Raw genomic sequence first — 21,446 nt, forward strand, 5'->3', positions numbered from 1 at the left:
GCTCCTAGTGCGTGCAGTCTCATTGCGGTTTCTCCTTGATGACGAATTTGCGTGAGTCCTGGGGAAGCGACTTCACCAGGTGGAATTCGGCGTCGGTCAGCTTGAAGCCTTCCACGTAGTCGGCACGGGAGGCCATGGGGTTCGGCAGGAAGATTTGCGTAGCGCACTGCTGGATGATCATTGCGGTTTCTCCTTGGTTTTGACGCGGCTCACGAACGCCGGCACCCAGCGATCGGGGTCATCACCCACGTCAGCGATGACCGCTTCGATAATCTCGGCCCGGTCCGGGGAACACGACAGCACCAGCAATTCGTCGCCGAACCCAACCAGGTTGATCGTGCCCACGGCGCAGCAACCGCCCTGCTTGATGACGAACTTGCGCGAGTCCTGGGGAAGCGACTTCACCAGGTCGAACTCGGCGTCGGTCAGCTTGAAGCCTTCCACGTAGTCGGCACGGGAGGCCATGGGGTTCGGCAGGAAGATTTGCGTGGCGCACTGCTGGATGATCGTGCGCGCAATCGGGCTTTCGAGGGCGTCGCCCGGTTCCTGGGTAGCGAACACTAGGAGACCGTTTTCCTTGCGGATGGTCTTCAAGCCGTCCTTCGACCACTTGACAAAGATCGCGTCTTCCAGGGGTTTCCAGAACTCGTCCATGACTTTGATAAACGGCTGGCCGTTCAACATCGCGTCCGTGCGGTGCATGAGGTACATCATTATGGGCGTGCGGATGATCGGCACATCCAGGAAGTCGGTGTAATCGAAGCCGTAGAGGCGATACCTGGTCAGGTCGATATCGTCGGTTTCGTTGTCGAACAGCCAGCCGTACTCCCCGCCCTCGGCCCACTTGAGCAGTCGCGCATGCACGGTCGGCCGCGGGTTCGGATCGTTCGGGTCCGGCATTGGGTTCGGCAGATTTTGCAGCAGCAGAGAGAGACGGCGCAGCGGCTTGTCCAGGCGGAACATCACCGTATCTATCGCGCGGGAAATCTCCACTTCATCGTTGTGGTTGACCGGATCCCCCGATGACTCGGCCAACTGCTTGATGAGCGCCTTGAGGAAGATGATGTTCTCCGGCCTGGGATCCAGCTGCAGGGGATTCATCCCGGTGGCTTGTCCCATGGCGAGCGGGAAATACTTGCCGCCCATCGCCATGACGGTGCCTTGCATGCCGCGGTCCTTGTCGAACACCACGACGGACGGCCGGAACTTGCCGGCCTGGGCAAGCAGGATCCCCAGCAGGACGGTTTTGCCCTGCCCCGTCATGCCGGTGACGATGGTATGGCCAGCCGGCCGGTCGCCTTCGTTGTCCTCGTCGAGATCGGTCGCGTGGAAGTTGAAGTAGAGCGGCGTGCCGGCGTCCGTTTTGAACATCGTGACGGCCGGACCCCAGGGGTTGCCGGCCGGCTTGCCAGCCATGTAGTTGTGAAGCGACGAGAAGCTAAGGAAATTCTGCGACGAAATCGGCGCCGGACGCGGGCGGTACTTCCAGTTGCAAGGCAGCTGCGCCCAATACGCGGCTTCCAACGCCAGGCCGACCACCTGGGGAACGATGGCCACATCGAAGAAGGCCGAGCGCGCCTTCTCCATCAGATCACGGGTTTCAGCCGGCGTGTCGCCGAAAACGGTCAGCGTGGCGTGATGCTCCCCAAACGCGAACTCGCCGGCCATGAGTTGATCGAGAGCCACGGTCAGTTGGTTGACCTGATCGCTGGACGGATCATTTGAGTCAACCAGGTGCTGACGGTGGCGTTCAAGCTGGCCCCTGGCAGCGTGTCGCGATAGCAGCGAGAAGCTTTGCGTCAGCACGCACTCGTAAGGCGCTTTCAGGAACGTGTTGAGGTGGCCCGGCTCTGTGCGCTTCTCGTAGTCGAAGACCTCAACCATGCCGAAAAAGCGCGTGCGCGTGGGTGTGCGAATCTCGCCCAACTCACCCCAGGACGAGAAATTTATGCGGTTCTGCGGCATCGTTTCGCGGAAGTGCGCAAAGGTCACCGGCATCGGCAGTTGTTCGCCGTTGACCAGGCGCGCCAGGAACTCGGCTGGCCGCGAGTACAGATACACGGGCAGATTGTCGGCCGCCGCGGCGGCCTCTGCGAACTCAAGTTCGCTACGGCCGTCGTCGGGCTTGCGGGGGAACCTGGGCCGTTCGCGCTCCCACCAATCGGCCAACTCGATACGCTGTTCCTCCTGGTGTACGGTGCCATCATCTGCCGTCACGTCCGTCAGCGCGTGGACGCACTTGTAGGTGCTCAGGACTTCGGGGCCGTAGCGCTTGAGCGACGAGAAGAACAGGCGTTGAAGTTCCTCTAGATCCTTCACCGCGGACTGCTGGCGTTCGATCTTTTCCCGCGTGCTTTGCTTCTCGAACTTGGCCAGGAGCGCCAGCGTCTTATCCGGCATCGCGCGATGGATCACGGTCAGGTAAAGCTCGTTCACCATGAGCGACTTTTCGGTAAACATTGCGCGGTATTTCATGTCGAACTGCGCGCAAAAGGTGTTGTCGTAGTGCGCTTGGGGATACTCCGTCACTCGGCGGCGCACCATGTGCGTCCATAGCGCCAGGTGGTCGGAAGCCGCGCCCTTGAACACAGTGTTCAGGTCGCGCACCCAGTTCATGAGCGTTTCGTAGTCTGCGCTGAGGTGCGAACGCCCGGACAGCTTGAACACGGTCAGCAAGTCGCCGGCCGCTGTTCCGAGGATCGTATCGGTAACATGCCTGGTGTACGGGATGAAGCTGGATATGGCCTTTTCGGCGTCCAGTTCCTTTCTCGTAGCAATTTCAGCGGACATACTTCTTCCTTTTGCGCTTGTAAGTAGCGGGCGCATACGACGAGGCGTTCCAGAACCTCTTGTTCGTGTTGCGCAGCTTGGTATCGATCCACAGACCCCAAGTGCCGAACGCCTTGTCGTCGTGCTTGACGATTTGCCGCATGACGAAAATGATCGGGATGAGTAGCGCCCAGCAGAAAATGCTGACCGTCATCGCCACGATGAAGACGAAGAAAACGGCGAGGATCAAAGGAAGCAATGGCACTTCCATGAACATGGGAGTGCGCGTTGCGCCTTTGAACAGCGGGAATGACGTGGCTGGCTTCTTGTCGTTCTCGTCCATGTTCGTCACCTGAACTTAGGTGACGAACAGTGCAACGATTTCTGCGACAGAGCCGGCGATGATGAGGCCCACGATCCACTTGATGAAACCCTCTTTCTGGATCACGTTGAACCAGTAGAGGATGACTAGGACCAGGCCGGCGCAGATGGCGATGATGGGAACGAAGGACAGCAGATTGTCCTTGAGCGAGTTCAGGAAACCTTTGGCCTTGGCCAGTCCCTGGGCGTCGGCATCGGCGGCAACGATTGCCAGGAGCAGGGAGGAAGCGACAGCGGTCTTGTAATCGGCGAAACGCGCGGGGGTGCCTTTCATATCTACCTCAGTTGGAAATGTCCTTTCTGGACGTTGTAGTGGTCGCGTAGAAGCCGGAACATCGCGCGTGGATCGCTCCATTCCCGCTTCCTGCCCCTTTGACTCACAAGCCGGTATTCCGACACCGACCCATCCTTGTGATTGCGCACGTGGAGCACGAACGTCCAGGCGCGGTCCTTTGTCTCGATAACCGAGCATTCCTCGATGGTGCTGTGGGTAAGCAGCAGATCGAGTTCAGGCGATTGAATAAGCTTCATTGCAAGCACTCCCGTTGGCCTAAGTTAACGGGCCAGCGTAAGCGCTGCCTTGCGGTTTGTCCGTTTCACTATTTACATAGTGAAGCGTCAATCTGCAAAATTCGATCCTGGGAGAGTGATGGGTCGATCCGCTCCTGTTGATGTAGTGCTAGCCGCAGTGATGGCGGCCGATTCGCTTTGCAGTTCTCGTTCCATCCGCGACCTAGCGGAAGCCCGGCCGAAGGCGGCGCTGCGCCCCCGGCCAAAGGCGTCAGGGCCAACGTCAGCGATGGGCCGCGAGGCCGGCGGGGTGGTTTCTGTGACCGTGGCCACCGCCGGTTCGTGGGATTGGCCATCGGGAAGAAGCGCCGGGACCACGGCCGCAGGAATCGTGCCGGCAGAGCGTTCGACGCGGCCGATATAGCCATTGGCATGCCCGCGCGTGAAGTTGCCGGTGTTGTAGCAGGACAGCGCATTGCGCAGTGCCGCTTGATCGTTCGGTTCGCCGTCGGAGGCGCGCACGAAGCATTCGGTCAGGACCCGGGCCGCAGCCGTTAGGTTGGCGCACGGCTCAAACACTTCCGTCCAGGCCATGCCGAACTTGCGGACGTTTGTGCTGTTGATTTGCCCCAGGCCTGAATCGAAGTTGTAGCCGTTGGCCAATAGGTATTCGGCCGTTGCGATGGCTTCTGCCTGGTTTGCCGGCTGGCGCGGCAACTGCCGGCTGCCGTTGATGTTAATGGCGTAGGGCCGGAAGCTGGATTCGGTCTTCACGACCGCGGCTAGAGTGGCGGGATGGACGGACGGGGCGCACTGGCGGGCCAGGGCTTCAAATTCCTGAACGGACTGTGCCGGCGCGTTTGGTGCCATCATCGCGCAGAACAAGCCCACCAGAAGTCCCAGAATTCGGAATGCCATTGGCTAAATTCGCTTATGCAATATTGAGCATCTGATGCATCATTTATCACTAAACGATTGTTGTCAACAGGCTTGCAGCTGCGCTGCCCGGATGCCAGGCAAGCGACAACGGCCCAAGCACATCCTGGGTGCATAGGTAGGAAATGAAAATTGGGAAATTTACGAGGCTAACTACATGATGGTGGTCAAGATCGACCCCGGCTCAAACTTGGCGACGCTAGCGCGAATCAATCCCGCCGCAGCGGCCAACTATGCCGACGCTATCCTTCAAGAATTGGACGAAATCGTAAAGCACTGCACCGTCGCCGACCCGACAACAAGGAGCGAAGAACTGTTTGCGCAGGTGCATGCTCTCAAGAACGCAGTCGCACCAATCGGCGATCACGCGCTCATCGTCGCATGCACCGGCCTATTAGGTCCGCTAATGCAAGGGGAATGCAGGGCGGAGATGGCAACACAATTCCGATTGGTGGCTGCGGCTGCGGCTGCGGCAACAGCCCTCGCGGATTATCGTTGCGACTTTAGATCTACGGCATCGATCGCCGCCACCAGTTCGTTTAAGCCGAGCGGCTTATGAAGTACAGCGGCAGCCCCCATCGAGAGCGCAGTCCTAGCTACTTTCGGCGAAGCGTCCGCAGTCATCACGACGACGGGCGTTGCAGCAGTTGCCGATTTCGTTTGCTTCCGAAGTGTCGCGATGAAGGCGGCGGCATTCATGCCAGGCATGTGATAGTCCACCAGCGCCGCATCTACCTCCATCGCTTGCAGCGTCTCCAACGCCGAACTTCCATTAGTGCACGTAAGCACGCTATGCCCTAGCGAGCGTAGCGCTTCACTGATGAAGATGATGCTGGAAGGCGAGTCATCGACGACTAGAACCCACATGGATAATTCCCAAACTCCCAAGCATGTGGATAATTCCCAAACTCCCAAGCATGCCGAAGCGGCCGCCACCCGCAAGGCAGGGCCGATCAAGAAGATCCTGCGTCATCTTGAACGACGGTATTGCGTTAACCCCATCCGGCAAGAGGTCAACCAAGCCTACTTCCGGTTTGGCATCTTCATCATATGCGGAATCTACTGCTATTCGATACAGAACACTCCATACCTGCGCGAAATTTCGCTTTTTGCGCTGCTAGCGACTTTTTTTTGGGTGTTCATGGCGTGGCGGCGCGTCGGGCCAGACAGGCTTCGGCAGATCGGAGCGCTTGCCTACGACTGTCTCATCATCGGCCTGGTGATGGTCGGAATGGGCAGTTCCTTCATGGGCCTTTTCGCGGTCCTGTTGTGGATCGGGATCGGCTACGGCATCCGTTACCAGGAGCCGCTTTACCTCAAGCTCGGCATGGTATTTACCACGGTGACGTTTGTTGTCTCTGGCCTAGTCACGAGCTGGACAGATTGGGGGGTCTTTCTCTCCTTGTTAGTAACGCTCGCAGTCGTTCCATTGATGCAGCTCGCGCCGATGACACGGATCATCAAGCTGTTAGAACAGCTTGATGCGGCCAACAGGGAACTGGATGAAGCGAACAAGACCAAAACCCGCTTCATTAGCAACGTTTCGCACGACCTGTTGACGCCTGTCAGCTCGATCATCGGCTATTGTGGCCTACAGCCACCGCCGATTGACGGGATACGCATCAACGCCTACCAACTCACACGGCAAATCCGTGCAATTCTTGGAAAGACCGCCTCCGAAGACCTCACCTACGAAGAGCATCACGAAAAGTTCGATCCTGTCGATTTGCTGCGCCAGGTGGCGACAATCGTAAAGCCGCTTGCAGCAGTCAATGGCGCACAGATCACGATCAACAATGCGGGGTCATTCGGCATGTTTTCCGGTGCAGTGCATGCACTGTCAATCTGCCTCATCAATCTAGTGAACAACGCCGCAAAACATTCCGGCGGCGACAGGATCGAACTTAGGGCTGACTACGAAGGAACGATGCTAAGTTTTGTCGTCGCCGACAATGGGTTCGGAATTCCAGAATCTCAGCAGCAGCTTGTCTTCCAGAGGTTTCATCGGGCGGGGTCGTCAACTGGCGCTGATGGCCTTGGGCTGGGCCTTTCGATTGTTCGCGACACGATTGAGGTTGTTGGCGGGCAAGTCACCTTGAACAGCACCGACGAAGGTTCCACCTTTCGATTGACAGCACCCGCAGCCATGCTCCAGGACACTGACAGTCGCCCGCGAGCGGCTGTGCCCCTGCGGACAGCATTTGCACGTGCGGCTGCAGTCTTGTTTGTGGACGACGAATTCCAAAGCCGCAGCGCCTGGTCCGCCGTACTGCGGGAGGCCGGCTATCACGTACACGCGGCGGGAGGGGGTGTAGAAGCCTTGGCCGCCATCGACGCCGGCAATCACTACGACGTGCATGTTCTGGATTACCGGATGCCGGAGATGAACGGCATTGAGCTAGCCGTGGCGATCCGGGCACGTAATCCAGGGGCCAAGATCATAGCTCTCAGCGCGGATGCTGCGGATGACCGGGCACTTGTCTTTGAGCAGCCCTTGTCTGATGGCCTGTTGGACGCTGCGCTTGGTAAACCCATCCACCCGGAGAAACTGTTAGCGAGCGTGGAGCAGGCATGTTCCAGTACGCTAATTGCTCCACTCCCAACCGATGCCTACGCCGAATGAAAATTTTCCTCACCGGATCGTCCGGTTGCCTAGCAAGCGTCCTGCTGCCTGCTCTTGTTGCAGACACCTCTGTGACGAGCGTCACGGGTATAGATATCGTGGAGCCTGGCTTCGCTGATCCGAAGTTCACCCACGTCACGATGGATATGCGCAACCCCGAAGTCCATGACCTCATGCGCGGGCATGATGCGGTGATTCACCTAGCTTTTGCCGTCAAGCGCGGTCGGATGAGTTTGCCGAAAATGACCGAAATCAATGTCGGTGGCAGCCAGAACGTCATCGACGCTGCCATTGCCAATGGGATCGGAACGTTCCTGAACCTGAGTAGCGTTTCAGTCTATGGCACGGGCGAAAACATGACCGAGGAAGCGAAGCCAAACCCGCCGTCCTGGTTCGCGTATGCAGATCATAAGGTCGAGGTCGAACGCTATCTCGCGGCGAAGATTCCCAGTGCCGTGCAGATCCGTGCGCACCTCATAGTAGGGGCCCACGCGCAGAAGTTCCTACGCGAGATTTTCCTGCTGCCGGTATGGCTGGACTTCGGCCAAAGCCAGCCCAAGCAGCAGGTCGTGCATGAAGCCGACGTGGTAGACGCCATCTTGGCGGCCTTGAAGAAGGGTGCGCAGGGTATCTATAACGTCGCAGCCGACGATGTGATCGCGCTTGGCGGCGATTACATCCGAAGGGGCCAGGAGGAAGGGCGAAAGATCCGGCGGATGCCGTTTTCAATCGTTCGGTTGTCTGCCGTGCTGGCGCAGACCGTGATGAAGAACGACCTACCGACGCTCATCTCCATGTTGAACACTACCGCAACTGTCTCGTGTGACAAGGCCAGGAGAGAGCTTGGTTGGCAGCCCCGCCGTTCGGCTTGGCAAGCGCGAACAGACGCGTTACGGTCACTCGACGCCATTTAGTTTTTAGGTAGCGGGGCCTCGTAGTTTTCCCAATTTCATGGCGGATACGGGTGGGATATAACCCATACCAATTACCAGCCTGCCATAATGAATAAGCCCATGACTGCCCCGACGCCCGCCGCCAGCCACTTAGCAGTGGTCGGCGGAACGGCGGCCACAGCCGCCATGCAATTAGGCGTTGCCGGCTTTTCCTACATCATCGCCGATGACCACCATTCGGTGACACTCGCCGTCAGTCTTATGCTCGCCGACCAGCTGGGCGTGGCAGCCTCGCGCTTCAGCACAGCCAATACCAGCGCCGCGCTTCTGGCAGCTTGTTCTGAACAGGTATCTACGCCACGAATCGTCGTGCTAGACCTGGTAATGCCGGGCAGCCTCAAGCGAGTCTCATTGGTGCGCGCCATCCTGGCAACCAATCCTGCGCTCAAGGTCCTGGTCTACACGGCCGAGGAAAGCGCGTTTCTCGCGCGTGCGGTGATGCAAGCTGGGGCGGCCGGTTATGTCGCCAAGACCAGCCCGACCGCCGAACTCATCGACGCGCTGGATGGCGTGGCCAAGGGCCAGACCTACACCGACAGCCATATCGACCTGGACAGCGTGAGCAAGCACGCTTGGTCCACATTGACCGACAGCGAACGCGCGGTTCTCGTCGCCTTCTGCCGTGGGTCCAAGGCGCACGACATCGTGGAATCCACGGGCCGCAGCTACAGCACAGTGACCACGCACAAATACAACGGCCTCAACAAGCTGGGTTTGCGCGATGGCAATGACCTGTTGCCGTACATCTACGAGAACGGCCTACTCCACGAGCTGGACGATTGATCGAGGCCCGAATCGGGGCGTAAAACGGCCGCAGTTCCACAGCCTTGTCCCTGACCTTGAGGCCGGTTGACAATCTTCAATGAATGACGAATCATTTTTAAATAACTGATTTAGGTCTGACGGTTCAGGCCTGCCCGCCAAGGAGCCTTCAATGGCAAAAGACCAGCCCGACGTACTGCCCGCGAATCTCGACCTCACGGCCTTGTCCGTGTCGCAACTCACGCTGTTACAGCAGGAAATTGACAAGCAAAAGGCCAATGCTAAGGAGCGGGAGCGGCAAGCGGTCAAGGGCCAGGTGATTGCAGTCCTGGAAGCAGCCGGCTTCTCGGTCGCCGACTTGACCGTCCTGTTTCAGCTGCCGGCACGTGGGCCGGCGCGGTCGCGGGCGATGTACCGGCACCCCAGCAAGTCGAAATTCACCTGGACCGGCAAGGGCCGGAAACCCAACTGGGTTTCCGAATACCTGGCTGGCGAAGGCCACAGCCTGGACGATTTGAAGATCAAGTGAAATGGGCAAGGTCATTCCCTTCCAGCGCCCCCGTCCCCGCCGCCCTGGTCCCGCCAAGCCGCGCCAGGGCGCGGGCGAGAAGGGCTGCTGGGCCTGGTGGCTGGTCGGCGCCGCCGCAGCAGCCGTGGCGGCGATCCTCTCGCCGCTGCTCTGGCCAGCGCGGATCCTGCTAATCCTGCTGGGCGGCGTCGGCATCGTCGGCGCGGTGGCCTGTTACTGGCTTTCGTCCCCGACTAACTGGCCGATGATCCGCCTCACCGTGGTCGCGTTTCTCGGCTCCGTCGCCTTGTGGCATTGCGGCGAGGCTGCGTTGAAAGGCGCAAGAACGTTGAACGCCTACAGCTTTGAGAAGGTCCGCCAGCTGCGGGCGGCACAACGCAAAGCTGCATAAAAAGACCCCGGCGCATGAACGACGCCGGGGAATTGAGTGTTGGCCCATTACCACCAGGCCTCCGCCACCCTGCCCCGGCGGCGGAGGCCCTTCAAGGAGCGAAATCATGCTGATTCTGACGCGCTGCGATGGGGAAGCCTCTACATCGGCGACCGGGATCACGGCCCGCATAGCGAGCCCGTGCACCGCGAGGAAATCTAAGAGCGGATCCAGGAGCAGCCGAAGCAGGATCATGCGCCTGGCGCTGCTGGCCAGTGAGGGCGGCCAGAAACAACAGGCAGAGCGTGCCGCCTACCAGCTGGCCAGCGACGTGGCCGTGCGCGTCCTGACGGACGCCTGCATGCCGGCAGAGAAGATCGAGCGCGCCCTGTTCGCGCTGATCCCTTGAAGGCCGCCTGCGTGCTGATTCCCGCAGGCGGGATCCTACTGGCCATCGCCGGTCTGGTCGCCCACAACAACGCCGGCAGCGCCGGCCAGACGGCAGACGTTGCGACCGTCGAGACGGTCGCCTACCTGGCAACCTTCATCGAGCATCCCGCGCTGTCCGAATGCGCCACTGGGCGCTACGGCGTGCAGGTGCACGCCGCAGGCCTGGCCCGCTTCGCGTTGGAGGCGCAAGCGCCGGATTGTCCGTTCGCCGCGTGCATCGGCTCTAGGATCCGCGGCCTGGCCGATTACCGCGACAAGCACGGCGCGCTGCTGCGCACCGCACTTTTCATGGATCCACCGAAGATCCCGATTGCCTCACCGCTACTAGGCGAGTCGATTCCTTTTTCGCTGGTCATCGACGGCGATCGCGTCCGCGTTTTCGCGCCCCCTGCCCTGCCCCTGGCAGCACCGCTTTCCCAGGTGTGCCAAGCGCTGGCCGCACCGCTCAAGCCTTTGTCTGAAGCATAAATTGTGCCGGCACTGCCCACGTGCAGGCCGTCGCCGCCGGCGCTGCTGACGACCAGGTGCCCGACCGGGGTGTAGGGGGGAACCCCCTACGGAGAACGCCTCACCCGCAGACGCGGGGCTTCAGGGCCGAGGACAACGCTCCCGCCGACGACAGGGAGCCGCCCTCCCCCTCCTCTGCAAACCCGCCCGCTTTTGATCGCGCCGTGAATGGTCCATTTAGGCTGGCCCATTTCAGGTGGCCCGTTTAAGTCCATAAAAATTTTTTGGGCCACCCGTAAATTTGATGGTACGTTTAGGTATACCCAAGTGGACCGCTAGAGACTTCCTATGTTGAATTCCATCCCAAAGAAAGCCGTATTGGAGGGTCGGCAGGGATTCGCGTAAAAACAGCCAAAAATGAGCTAACTTTTTGTCGGAAAAGGGTTTTCGAGAAGTTCTACCGTCCCTCTGCATAGGCCTCGCGCTGAATTGAAATTTGACCGACTCGACGCGGTGGGTAGCCTCCTCTAGCGCGTGGCCGTACTGGTCGTGGACGTGGCCCCGCCGATCATGACGCCTGCGGCGGCATCGACCCCATAGCAGCCTCGCACACCGACCTCCCCACATCTCCCGGATCCACATTCCACTGAATAACGTAGTGTTTACACACACGGCAGCACATTTACCCACGAGGTCCAGGCACGTTGTTTAGTTTTCAGCTGCGCCCGATCACTAGGCACAATTTCGCTAGTCCAAAGAGTTTTTCGCTTGGCGAAAGCAGGTTTACGCTTTTCGTGAGAAGTTAGCAGCCCGCACTCTCAAGTAGGAGTTCTTATATGGGATGCTTCAACGTCACAGGTGCCAGTGGGAAAGCGAGCGAATATGTTGTCGAGCAACACGCTGGTCGGACCACGAATGAGCAAGCGACGCAAGAGTCGGCGACTCATCGGGAGACACAGGGTGTATTGCAAGGATTGAAGAGGCAAAGCTCGATTAGGAGTCAGTCCGATACTGAAGATGATGTGCAGTTTGCCGTGTCGCAAGCGCAAGCGGGAGGGCGCTTCCGTCCCGGTCCGCTACCTGAGCAGAAGGAACTGATCGCGCCCAAGCCCGGTAATGAATAGATAGATAGCGCTCAAAAGTGCCCGCAGGAGTTTGTGAAAAATGCTTGGCTCGACGTCCCCCGCCCTGAGTACCGGCTGGGTTTAGAGTCTTGGACTGATGTGACCCACCCGCATGGTTGGGTCCATCACCGGTTACTGGCTCTGCTCGCCCAGCTGATATGCGGCAGCGGCAATGCCTTCGGCAGCTGCGCTTGCTGCTTTCTTGCCGAAACCCAGTGCGCATGCCGATTTGATGGACATCTTCTTCAAAGCCTTGCTGCTCTGCTCTGCCCGCGACAAGCCAAGCTCTGAAGAGTTGGTCAATGTAGCCAGACTTTGCCGAACCCGTCTACTAAACGCATCGCTTACCACAGGTTGCGGTTGCCAGACTTCCTCAGGCGCGCAATGGAACTCCTGGGCTTTCAGTCTCTTGAGGTGTGTTTCAGTCAGGGGGAGGCAGTTTTCCAGAAGATACTGCGCGCCTGCGGCCGTCTTGGCGGCAATATCATCTCCGTCCTTGGCATTCAAGGCCAAGCGTTCTTGGGTGTGTTGAGCATTTGCCGCAAATCTGCTGTCGGACGCAAACACCGCCGGTCCTTGAGCCCAAGGGTCTAGGACGATGGTCTTGTGATGTCCGTCCGGCACGCGCGACTCAGCCCAGTCATGGCCCTGATGGTTGTGCTGGACATAGTGGACGCTTTCTTCTGGCTGAAGCTTCTGTACATGTCGCATGGTTGCTACGGCAGCATATCCGGCGCAATGACCGCCCTGGACGAATTCAGATACGACCGCATGCCCCAGCGTCGGATTCGTGAGCATTGACGCCGGCGGCGCGGCGCGCACCAGATCGACAAACACATCATGTGCGGCCTGCGCATGTTGACTGGATGCGTGATCGCTGACGGCAATGTCGGTGGCGACGTTGCCGCGTCCGTATGGGAAGCGCGCCCGTGTCTCCTGCATCGTGTTGTTCGCCTTGTGCAGCCGAGGGATGTCCTGGGGCTCGACCGGATCCCCGATGACGGCTTTGCTCAGCAAGTAGCCGGCGAGGGAGATATCAGGATCGGAGAGCGACCCACCACGACGCCGACGCTTGGGCAAATCGCTCAACAGCCCATTTACGACACCCACAAAGGATTGCCGCGTCTGCGGCGGAAGGGGAGGCGCGTCCTCTTGGCGCGGCGAGTGCGGGGCGTTGTTTGTCGTTGAGATAGTGCAACCCATTTTTGAGATTCCCACACCATTATTGATGGCCTTGCAGTACTTGTAAGTGGGTGAAGAATTGCAGCCTCCGACGTACATCCCCGATCAGGCGGCCCGCAGACGGGCCAGCAGCGACGTACTGGCGTAACCGTCCTGCGGCAATTGCTGGCTACGCTGGAATGCACGGATTCCCTGGCGAGTTTGCGCCCCCAGCACACCGTCGATGCCGCCCACGTCGAATCCCTTGTCGGTCAGCCTCTGCTGCAGCTCGGTGATCTGGGCCGTGCTATTGAGCGGCGGATCGTCTTTGGGCCAGGGTTGCTCGACCCCGGCCCTGCCCGCATAGCCGTCTGCCAGCAAGCCGACCGCCAGGGCATAGGCGGTGGAATTGTTGTAGCGCAGAATGCTGCGGAAGTTATCGAACACTAGGAAGGCCGGGCCGCGGTATCCGGTGGGCAACAACACCGATGCCAACTGCTGCGCCAGTGCGGGCGCAATCGGCCTGCGGGGCGCCACGCCCAGGCGCTGCCATTCGGCGACGGTCTTCTTGATCGTCAGGTCGGCTTGCGCGTAGTCGAAGCCGGCTGACAGCTGGACTTCCTGGCCCCAGGGAACAGCGCTGGTCCAATTGTTCTGCTTGAGATAATTCGCCGCAGAGCCCAAAGCGTCCGCCTTGGAATTCCAGACATCCCGCTTCTGGTCGCCATCCTCGTCGACGGCGTAGTCGCGATAGGTGCTCGGAATGAATTGCGTCTGTCCCATGGCGCCGGCCCACGAACCCACCAGTTGCGAGCGATCAATGCTGTTTTCCGTCTGCAGGATCTGCAGGGCCGCAAGCAGCTGCGTGTTGCCATACGTGGTGCGCCGTCCCTCATGGGCCAGTGTCGCCAGGGAGCGAATGACATAAAAGTCCCCGATCTGCTTGCCGTACCCGCTTTCCATGCTCCAGATAGCGGTCAGAATGCCCGGATCCACACCGTAGTGCTGCCGCAACTTCTCGAAGAGGGCGTGCTGGCTGATCAGCAGCTGCTGTCCTTCCTGGATGGCCGCAGGTGTGACACGCGCGTCGAGATAGTCCCATAGATACTGGGTGAATTCGGGTTGCCGCTGATCCAGTTCATGCACCGCTGGATCGGGTGTGACACCAGCCAATGCGTTATCCAGCGTGGTGGCTCCAATGCCGGCGGCAAGCGCACGTTGGCGGAAGTCTGCCAGCCACTGTTCGAAGCTCGAAGTGGGTGCGGGATCCTGCTGTTGCCCACCGGCGTCGGTTGCGGAGGATGCGGTTGTTTCGGGAGCGATGGCTTGCGCTGCTACGCTGGTTGCGGCCACACAGACGCTGACACCGAGCGTTAAACGCAAAAGGCGCGAAGGCATGATCATGAGATACCCGAGGTGGTGGTTGAGCGGCCACTCTAGTCCTCCTGTTCCCAGGATGTAATTATTGCAGTTATGCGTTTTTGACCGCGATGGGCAAGCAGGAATTCGCCCGGTAAAAAAACAGCTGATTGCGTCCTAACGCGTTGTCGCCGCAAGAATTCTCCGCGAGAAATCGATTGGCTCGACCTGCCGCTTGAGGTCCAAGGTGTAGTCACCGAACCGGTTGATATGGCTGGTCCGATACGGCGACAGGCCGGCCAGCACTTCCGGGCTGATGTTTGAGCCCTCGTCCCGTAGCTCGGCCAGCACGCGGGTCATCTGCTCCACGTTGTGCAGGATGACCAGGTTGGCCACCAACTGGTTGTAAAGCACGATCTTGCGCTGTTCGTGCTGGACGTTCTCGGCGATGATCCCTTCACCGCCGAAGAAGGCCCATTTGACGAAGCCGTTGAACTCCTCGCTCTTGTTGGTGGCGGCGTGGATGGTCTTGCGCACTTCGACATCGTCGATGTAGCGCAACAGGAACAGTGTGCGTACCGCCTTGCCCAGTTCGCGAAATGCCCAGTACAGCTTGTTCTTGCGGCTGTAGGTGCCGAGCCGGCGCAGGATGGTGGAAGCGGTGATCTTGCCCAGTTTGATCGAGATGGCGACCCGCAGCATGTCGTGCACGTGGGTCTCGATGAGTGTCCAGTCGATGCTGTCCCCAAACAGCGCCTGGATATTCTCGTAGGTCCGACCTGGCTCCGGCCGGGAAAACACCAGGTCCTTGATGTTGCGGATGCGCGGCATGAGGTTGATGCCCAGCAGATGCGCCAGCCCGAATACCGGGAAGCTCTGCGCCTGGGTGTCGCCGTGTACGGTGTCGGGCTGGATGTCGGACCGGTTGGCCAGCATCCCGTCGAGGATGTAGACCGCTTCGTGTATGCCACACGGGATGAAGTGGCTGAACAACGCGATGTACTTGTCGGACACATGGTAGTAACCGATGCCACCATAGCCGCCGTAGCGAATGTGGTATTCCGACAGTAGGTTCTGCTCGTACACGCTCCACTTCGTGCCGTCGGCCGAGGCGCTCTTGCCACTGCCCCAGTAGCCGGGTAACTCGAACTTGTTGTACATGTTGATCACCTGGACGATCGCCTTGTCGAGCGTTTCATCGGTGACGTACTTCAAGTTCAACCACGAGATCTGGCGCCGGCTGAAGCCCTTGACCGAACGCGCGGTCTGGGTCGGCCCCAGATTGCAGCCGTAGCAGAACAGGGTGGTGATCACGCGCCGCAGCAGATCGTCGACTCGCGCGTCGGTGCCGGCGATCGGGCGGAAGTGCACGTGCAGGTCCAGCCAGCGGGTGGCGTCGACCAGGACATCGACGATGCTGGTCGGCGGCAGCCAGTCGGTGATCGCGCTGTCCACTGTGGCGATCGCCTGGGTCACCTGTGTGCCCTGCAGGCGCTTGAGCACCAGCCGCCCGTCGACCATGCTGGCGTGCAGGTTGTCCGAGAACCGAGCGTCCATGGCATCGGCCAATGTCGTCAGTTCGGTGCGCAGACCCTGCACGAAGTCAGCCGCGTCGGTGGCGATGCCCGAGACCTCGCCGTAGGCGTCCAGTTCCTGCGCGAGTGTCGCCTCGTCGACCAGTTGCTCGCGGTAGTCGTCGTAACGCTCGCCGTGCGGGATGTACAGGTCGCCGGATTTGAGTTCGTCCTTGTTCTGCGCGAGCACCGCCAGTTCGAAGTACTTGCGATGGATCCAGCCGGGGCTGGCGGCGGCCAAGGCTTTGGGCATCACATGCTTGCGCCAGGCTGACGATAACCACGTCAGGTCGGTTGTAGCCACGCCCAGGCTAGCGGCCTCGATCGTCTCGCGGCGCTGACTGCGCAGCGCCAGGACAGCGCCGATCATGCGCTCCATGCTGGGGTCCTGGCTGGCGGCACGCAGGCCCATGATTTCCAGGCAGTTGAACAGCAGCGGACGCAACGTCCCGTAGGGTGCCAGCAGGAATGGCAGATAGTTGCGGCCGGCGTAGGCCATGTGCTCGTCGCACTCAGCCGTCAGCAAAGCGATGTCGGCGACCAGCACGCCCGCGATCGCGCCCACACGCTCGGTGTCTGTGCCCTCGACCTGATAGGCCTGCAGGATCTCCCGGAGCTGGCCGATCAGGGCATCGGCCCGTTTGCTGTGTTCGAGCTGATAAGCGATCAGCTTTTGCTGCGCGGTGTTCTCCAGGTTCTGGATCAGGCGGATGAACAGGTCGGCCGCATCGTCGAGCGTCTTGCGATACTGGGAGCGGATGAAGATCGCGGCCAGCGCATAGCGCTTGATCGGGACCAGTTCGGCCAACTCGGCGGCATCAAGTGCGCGGGCCATCGCCCGGAATTGCTTGAGCTTAGGCACCGAAACATCGATCGGCGGCAGCTGCTCGGCCAGGATGCGCAGGCGCTGGATGTGCCGCAGGTAATGGCGCACTTCCTTGTTGGTTGGGCGTTTGGGCTCGCGCTTGAGCGTGTGCCAATCACTGTGGTGGCTGCCTGGTGGTGTCAGCAGCAGGTTATCGATCAGCGTCCACATGGTCGGTGACAACGCATCGGCGATCTGGCGGTAGTGCGCATCGTGGACACGTTGGCGGGCGGCGATCGCGATGCGTTCGAGCGTGCTGAAGGCCGGCAACTCAAAGCGGTGATGCACCAGCTCTTCAAGCATCACGTTCACGATATCGGGCACGATGTGCTTGGTCCGCGCAGCCGTTTCAGCCACGGTGCCGAGCCAGTCTCGCCCAGCCGCATCGAGCGGACAGACGTTGAGGAACGCCCGCAGTTGGGCCAGATGCCCGCGCTTGGCGCCGGAGGCGTCGTAGCTCGCCAACCGGTCGGCGGGCACGCGGCGCATTCCCAGCGTCTGAGCGACATGCTGCACGATACGTTCGGGCACCTCGATCAGGGTCGTGAAATAACCCAGGCGCTGGAACAGCTTCAGATGCAGTAGCAGGGCCAGCCGTGTGGCCGGGCCGGTAGCGATGTTCCGGACGCACTGCAGCTCCGCCGCAGTAGGCGTGTAGATATCCTGAAGTTCTTTGGCGGTGGGATCGGGCTTGAGGCGCGGGTAGGCGGTTTCGTGCAGCGTCGTCATGCTCAGCTCAGTCCCAATGGCGCCCGCCCGCTTCATCGCGCAAGGCGACGGCGAGGAAGCACTGGTGGTTGTCGGCGATGCGGTGCATCTCGTCGAGCAGCATTGCGATGGTTTCTTCAAAGGCCGCCTCGTCAACGGCGGCGATCGCCAACCGGTAGCGCGTGCCGTCGGCGTTGAGTCGCTGCGCCTGATGCGGTTGCAGGCAGATTTGCTCGATCAGCCGATGCGCTTTGGCCAGTCCGCGCACACGCGAGTTGAAGCGCGTCAGGGTGACAGTCGCTTCGACCGCCGTGGTCGGCACTGGATCGGGAGCCGGCGCCGCCAGGGCCAGCAGCGGTGGAGTAGCTGGCGACAGGCTCGCCTCAATGCGCCGGCGGGCGAACGGATCGGCCCCGTCGAGGTAACGCATCGCCGAGTGCACGTCGCGCCAGCCGACGTACTCCATCAGCGCCTTGACGTCCCAGCCGTTGGCGTTGGCCAGCCGGCAAAGCCGCGCCGCAGCGAGTGGCCGCTGTAGTCGTCGGGAGAGCTCAGCCCCGCCTCGCGGAAGATCCGCCGTAGCAGATGCACCAGGCTGTTGGGGTGGAGTGGCGCGGCAATCCCGCCCCACTGGTTGACTGCGCGAAACAGTGGCCCCTCGTGGAGGGCGGTTGCCGCGACCCAGGTCATGGTGGCAGCCACCGGGCACCAGCGCGACAGCGCCGGGACCTTGTAGGTGGTGCCGGCGTGCCGGCGATCGCTCTTGCTGTGCGGCAGGAAGCAGGTCATGCCTTCGCCCGGCACCAGGCGCAGGTGGTTCACCTGGAGGCGGGTGAGTTCATCGCCGCGGAAGCCGCGCCAGAAGCCGAGCAGCAGCAAGGCGCGATCGCGCAGATGCCGCAGTTCTGCGACGCGATCGCCGCGAGACCGGGCCGCGGCCGCAGCGTCTTCCTGCCGTGTCGTGACCTGGCCCAGCTGGGTGAGTTGCAGGGGCGTGGCGCGTTTTTCGACGCTCGGGTGCAGGGTTTGGATGCCCTTGAGCACCTTGCGTACGACGGGCGCCCGCGTGGGGTCGGCGAAACCGTGCGCCTGGTGCCACTGGGCCAGTGCTGCGAGCCGGTGCCTGAGTGTGTTGAGCGCGAGTTGCCCGGCGTAGGCGGCCAAGTAGCGCGCCACCTGCTCCGCAGTCGCCGGCAGATGACCACCCCACTCGACCTCGAAGTGACGGATCGCCCCTGCATACGCGCGCTCGGTGTTGGCGCGAGTTGCCGCTTCCAGATACTGCTTGACCGAGCTCACCGCGTCGCTCCGAACCGCCGTTTCGTACGGCCGCAGGGCGACTGTAGCCGAAAATTCCGCATAAGGCGGGATAATTCAACATTATCCCGCGTGAGCTCAACGCCTATCGACGGTCCCGTGTAATGCGTTGAGGAGTATGTAATTACATGGTATGTAATACGTTACGAAATACGTGGAGTGACGGATGGCAAGGTCCGGGTTGTACAAAAGCGATGTGCAACGCGCCCGCGATCGGCTGCGCGCCACGGGCACGCATCCGTCTGTCGATGCGGTTCGGGTGGCGCTCGGCAACACGGGATCCAAGACCACCATCCACCGCTATCTGAGGGAGTTGGAAGAGGAGGAAGGGCAAGGCGTTGGCGCGAAGATGGCCGTGAGCGACGCACTTCAAGACCTCATCGCCCGCCTCGCCGAGCGGTTGCACAGCGAGGCCGACACGGTCGTGGCGCAGGCCCAGGCGCGCTTCCAGGCGCAGCTGCAGGAACGCACCCAAGCGCTGGAGCAGGCCCGGCAGGAGGCCGGCTCGCTCAGGACGCAGCTGCAACGCTGCGAGACCGCGCTGCAGGCCGAACGCGAGGCGGGCGACGCTGCCAGGAGCGAGGTGGCCAGCTGCGCTACCGAGCTAGCTCAGCTGGAGGAGCGGATCGCGGGCCTCACGGCGCGATTGGCCGAGCACGACGCCCATGCGAAATCCTTGGAACACAAGCACGAACACGCCAGGGAAGCCCTGGAGCACTACCGCACCTCGGTCAAGGACCAGCGTGAGCAGGAACAGCGCCGGCACGCGCACCAGGTGCAGGAGTTGCAGGTCGCCCTACGGCAGGCCAACGAGGCGCTGACCGCCAAGAATCACGACCTGATACAGCTCAACCGGGAAAACGGCCAGTGGCTGGAACGCCAGACCCGCCTGGAGCGGGAACTGGCGCAGGCACGCCAGCGGGCCGACGCCCAGCAACGCGAGCGCGACGCGCTGCGCCTGACGGCCGCCGAGCACCAAGCCCTGCAGGTGCGCTGGACCCAAGATGTCCATGCGCTGGAAGGCGTGCGCGCCGAACTGGCTGCGGCGCGGACCGAACTGGTCGAAGAGCGCCAGCGCCGGGAACACGCCGAGGCGGACACCTTGCGGGCCACGGTGCGCCTGAGCACGTTGGAACAACTCCTGGCGCGGCTGCGGCCAGTGCACTCCGTTGGCGAACCCGAAAACGCCATCTCAGCCGGTGCAATGCCGGCAGGCAGATGATCAGCCGCTTGGCGAAGGCTCGGGAATCCTCCACGTCAGTGCCTTCGTCGTCCCAGCCAGGATTTCGGTGAGGCGGAGCGAATCGGAAAGCTTCCCCCTAAACTTGCTCCTACAGTATATCCACCTAACACATGGTGATCTTATATGAAAAATTTTATGCGCTCCCTTGGCCTTGGCTCTAATCGTTCTAGCCGCTCCAGCCGTTCCAACAGGAGCGATCAACAGGATGATGCCCAAGGCGAGAATGTAGCTGATGCCGCAGGCTCCACAAGCCATTCAGATAGCGGCTCGCCATTTAATTCCCTGCCAAGGCGCCCACGCAAGAAAGCTACAGACCTAACAAACGCACTGAATAGTTCAAATTACATTCCTCATGAGCTACAAATTTATGCAGAAGCCGCTTTGCAGGCCGCAAAAACTGGAAGTTCAGAGGCTATAACGAGATTGGATTCAACGAACAAGTATTGCTTGGCAAACGCCTATAACAGTCGGTTTTCGGGACTTCACCTCAGTTGTCATGACTCAGCCCAGGCATTCTTCTCGGAATTTATGACTACTGATAAACCAGCTTGGCGATCTGTAGTTCGCTTGTCTCCTCAAAGCCTACATCACGCGGCAATTGACGTCAGAATTGAAAATGGGAAGCGGACAATGTTGGTAATCGAGCCGGCCCTTGCCTATGGCATGCAGGATGGGGAAATACAGATGCTGGCCGGTTATGAGCTTCTTGGCAGAAACGTTAAGAGCTGCCTTGGTGAAAATGGTGAAAATGGTGATATGGCAGTCATTCAGCTGGGGGCTCAAAAATCACGCTTTGATTGCATTATGTTTTCGCTTAATCTTGCTCTGTCTGCCTATCAAAAAGACAGCATCTTTGATGATTTGCATGGAAAACTTAGAAGAAATCTTCGATGCTTTCCATCATGGGAAAAAAAGTCTATATTGCATAAGGGCATTGAAATTGTGGATGGTGATAAATTCTTGCCACCCGTATTTTATAAGCACTCACATTCGAGAGCGACTGTAGACGAGTATTTATCAAATCAGCCTGAAAATTCTGATAGGAACGTGAGTACTGGAAGTACCAATCCAAGTGAAACTCTTTCCGAAAGAGTACGTAATTTTCGCGTCGAAAGAGGAAATCTGAGTTATAGCATGTCTATTGAAGCTTCTCGGTTGAGAAAGATAAGGAAAGCCATTGAATCGTAAGGTGACAATTGACACTACCTGATTAGCCCTGACCTTCAGCCGCCAGTCGCAGGATCTGCGCCGCGCTGGGTGGATGCTGCTGTCACTCTGAAGCCAACGAGGTGACGTGATGAGCATCAATGCGGTGCAGTTCCAGGCTGGATTGTCGATGCCTGAGTTCTTCGCGTTCTATCGACG

Annotated in this window: 20 protein-coding genes and 1 pseudogene; 10 read left to right on the forward strand and 11 right to left on the reverse strand. The window is 60.1% G+C overall.

The features are described from left to right. Positions 1–19 precede the first annotated feature (19 nt). The 6 genes from ACCQ15_RS12265 to ACCQ15_RS12290 form a co-directional block, all read right to left on the reverse strand. Positions 20–181, reverse strand: coding sequence for a hypothetical protein (locus ACCQ15_RS12265; RefSeq protein ID WP_017116415.1), 162 nt, complete (start codon positions 179–181; stop codon positions 20–22). After that, on the reverse strand, positions 178–2,790 hold the full coding sequence (locus ACCQ15_RS12270; protein ID WP_372381610.1) for a VirB4 family type IV secretion/conjugal transfer ATPase: 2,613 nt from the start codon (positions 2,788–2,790) through the stop codon (positions 178–180). The genes ACCQ15_RS12265 and ACCQ15_RS12270 overlap by 4 nt, the downstream gene beginning before the upstream one ends. Continuing rightward, on the reverse strand, positions 2,780–3,112 hold the full coding sequence (locus tag ACCQ15_RS12275) for a VirB3 family type IV secretion system protein (protein WP_372381611.1): 333 nt from the start codon (positions 3,110–3,112) through the stop codon (positions 2,780–2,782). The genes ACCQ15_RS12270 and ACCQ15_RS12275 overlap by 11 nt, the downstream gene beginning before the upstream one ends. Before the next feature lie 15 nt (positions 3,113–3,127). Then, positions 3,128–3,424: a TrbC/VirB2 family protein gene (locus tag ACCQ15_RS12280; protein WP_029996458.1), complete on the reverse strand. Its 297-nt coding sequence runs from the start codon at positions 3,422–3,424 to the stop codon at positions 3,128–3,130. Positions 3,425–3,426: 2 nt separating this feature from the next. After that, on the reverse strand, positions 3,427–3,681 hold the full coding sequence (locus ACCQ15_RS12285) for a hypothetical protein (RefSeq protein WP_017117014.1): 255 nt from the start codon (positions 3,679–3,681) through the stop codon (positions 3,427–3,429). Between the two features lie 87 nt (positions 3,682–3,768). After that, positions 3,769–4,578 carry a lytic transglycosylase domain-containing protein gene (locus tag ACCQ15_RS12290; RefSeq protein ID WP_372381612.1) on the reverse strand — a complete coding sequence of 270 codons (810 nt, stop codon included), beginning with the start codon at positions 4,576–4,578 and terminating at the stop codon, positions 3,769–3,771. A gap of 175 nt (positions 4,579–4,753) precedes the next feature. On the opposite strand from ACCQ15_RS12290, the gene ACCQ15_RS12295 reads away from it, so the two are divergent. After that, positions 4,754–5,155, forward strand: a complete 402-nt coding sequence (locus ACCQ15_RS12295; RefSeq protein ID WP_372381613.1) for a hypothetical protein — start codon at positions 4,754–4,756, stop codon at positions 5,153–5,155. On the opposite strand, the gene ACCQ15_RS12300 is transcribed toward ACCQ15_RS12295, so the two are convergent. Then, the gene (locus ACCQ15_RS12300; RefSeq protein WP_075286654.1) at positions 5,086–5,463 is read right to left on the reverse strand and encodes a response regulator; all 378 of its coding nucleotides are present in this window, start codon (positions 5,461–5,463) and stop codon (positions 5,086–5,088) included. The genes ACCQ15_RS12295 and ACCQ15_RS12300 overlap by 70 nt on opposite strands. Here ACCQ15_RS12300 and ACCQ15_RS12305 point away from each other — a divergent pair. The 7 genes from ACCQ15_RS12305 (at position 5,417) to ACCQ15_RS12335 (ending at position 10,751) form a co-directional block, all read left to right on the forward strand. Continuing rightward, entirely contained in the window at positions 5,417–7,219 is a 1,803-nt protein-coding gene (locus ACCQ15_RS12305) for an ATP-binding response regulator (protein WP_109291649.1), read from the forward strand. The two genes, ACCQ15_RS12300 and ACCQ15_RS12305, sit on opposite strands and share 47 nt — an antisense overlap. Next, positions 7,216–8,133 (forward strand): NAD-dependent epimerase/dehydratase family protein, encoded by a 918-nt coding sequence (locus tag ACCQ15_RS12310; RefSeq protein ID WP_109291647.1) that lies wholly within the window; start codon positions 7,216–7,218, stop codon positions 8,131–8,133. Before ACCQ15_RS12305 ends, ACCQ15_RS12310 begins: the two co-directional genes overlap by 4 nt. Before the next feature lie 87 nt (positions 8,134–8,220). After that, a complete protein-coding gene (locus ACCQ15_RS12315) occupies positions 8,221–8,955 on the forward strand; it encodes a response regulator (protein WP_234851390.1) in 735 nt (244 codons plus the stop codon). A gap of 151 nt (positions 8,956–9,106) precedes the next feature. Next, positions 9,107–9,463: an H-NS histone family protein gene (locus ACCQ15_RS12320; protein ID WP_017116405.1), complete on the forward strand. Its 357-nt coding sequence runs from the start codon at positions 9,107–9,109 to the stop codon at positions 9,461–9,463. Position 9,464: 1 nt separating this feature from the next. Next, complete coding sequence (locus ACCQ15_RS12325; protein ID WP_003491196.1) at positions 9,465–9,854, forward strand: hypothetical protein; 390 nt, start codon at positions 9,465–9,467, stop codon at positions 9,852–9,854. 232 nt (positions 9,855–10,086) lie between these two features. Beyond that, entirely contained in the window at positions 10,087–10,242 is a 156-nt protein-coding gene (locus ACCQ15_RS12330; protein ID WP_218212072.1) for a hypothetical protein, read from the forward strand. Next, positions 10,239–10,751, forward strand: coding sequence for a hypothetical protein (locus ACCQ15_RS12335; RefSeq protein WP_109291640.1), 513 nt, complete (start codon positions 10,239–10,241; stop codon positions 10,749–10,751). The genes ACCQ15_RS12330 and ACCQ15_RS12335 overlap by 4 nt, the downstream gene beginning before the upstream one ends. Before the next feature lie 1,235 nt (positions 10,752–11,986). On the opposite strand, the gene avrXacE2 is transcribed toward ACCQ15_RS12335, so the two are convergent. The 4 genes and pseudogenes from avrXacE2 to ACCQ15_RS12355 all read right to left on the reverse strand — a co-directional run bounded on the left by avrXacE2 (position 11,987) and on the right by ACCQ15_RS12355 (position 18,820). Next, positions 11,987–13,057 carry a type III secretion system effector avirulence protein AvrXacE2 gene (avrXacE2, locus tag ACCQ15_RS12340; RefSeq protein WP_372163485.1) on the reverse strand — a complete coding sequence of 357 codons (1,071 nt, stop codon included), beginning with the start codon at positions 13,055–13,057 and terminating at the stop codon, positions 11,987–11,989. 84 nt (positions 13,058–13,141) lie between these two features. Then, positions 13,142–14,419 (reverse strand): lytic murein transglycosylase, encoded by a 1,278-nt coding sequence (locus tag ACCQ15_RS12345; protein ID WP_109292186.1) that lies wholly within the window; start codon positions 14,417–14,419, stop codon positions 13,142–13,144. A gap of 132 nt (positions 14,420–14,551) precedes the next feature. Continuing rightward, on the reverse strand, positions 14,552–17,542 hold the full coding sequence (locus ACCQ15_RS12350; RefSeq protein ID WP_372381614.1) for a Tn3-like element TnXax1 family transposase: 2,991 nt from the start codon (positions 17,540–17,542) through the stop codon (positions 14,552–14,554). 7 nt (positions 17,543–17,549) lie between these two features. Further along, a pseudogene (locus tag ACCQ15_RS12355) lies at positions 17,550–18,820 on the reverse strand (tyrosine-type recombinase/integrase). Positions 18,821–19,004: 184 nt separating this feature from the next. On the opposite strand from ACCQ15_RS12355, the gene ACCQ15_RS12360 reads away from it, so the two are divergent. Together ACCQ15_RS12360 and xopJ are read left to right on the forward strand one after the other, a co-directional pair. Then, a complete protein-coding gene (locus ACCQ15_RS12360) occupies positions 19,005–20,060 on the forward strand; it encodes a DNA-binding protein (protein ID WP_011347618.1) in 1,056 nt (351 codons plus the stop codon). A gap of 144 nt (positions 20,061–20,204) precedes the next feature. Then, positions 20,205–21,269, forward strand: coding sequence for a YopJ family type III secretion system effector XopJ (xopJ, locus tag ACCQ15_RS12365; protein WP_109292224.1), 1,065 nt, complete (start codon positions 20,205–20,207; stop codon positions 21,267–21,269). Positions 21,270–21,446 lie beyond the last annotated feature (177 nt).

Origin of the sequence: Xanthomonas sp. NCPPB 1754 (assembly GCF_041475725.2) — a bacterium.
Lineage (GTDB): Bacteria > Pseudomonadota > Gammaproteobacteria > Xanthomonadales > Xanthomonadaceae > Xanthomonas > Xanthomonas euvesicatoria.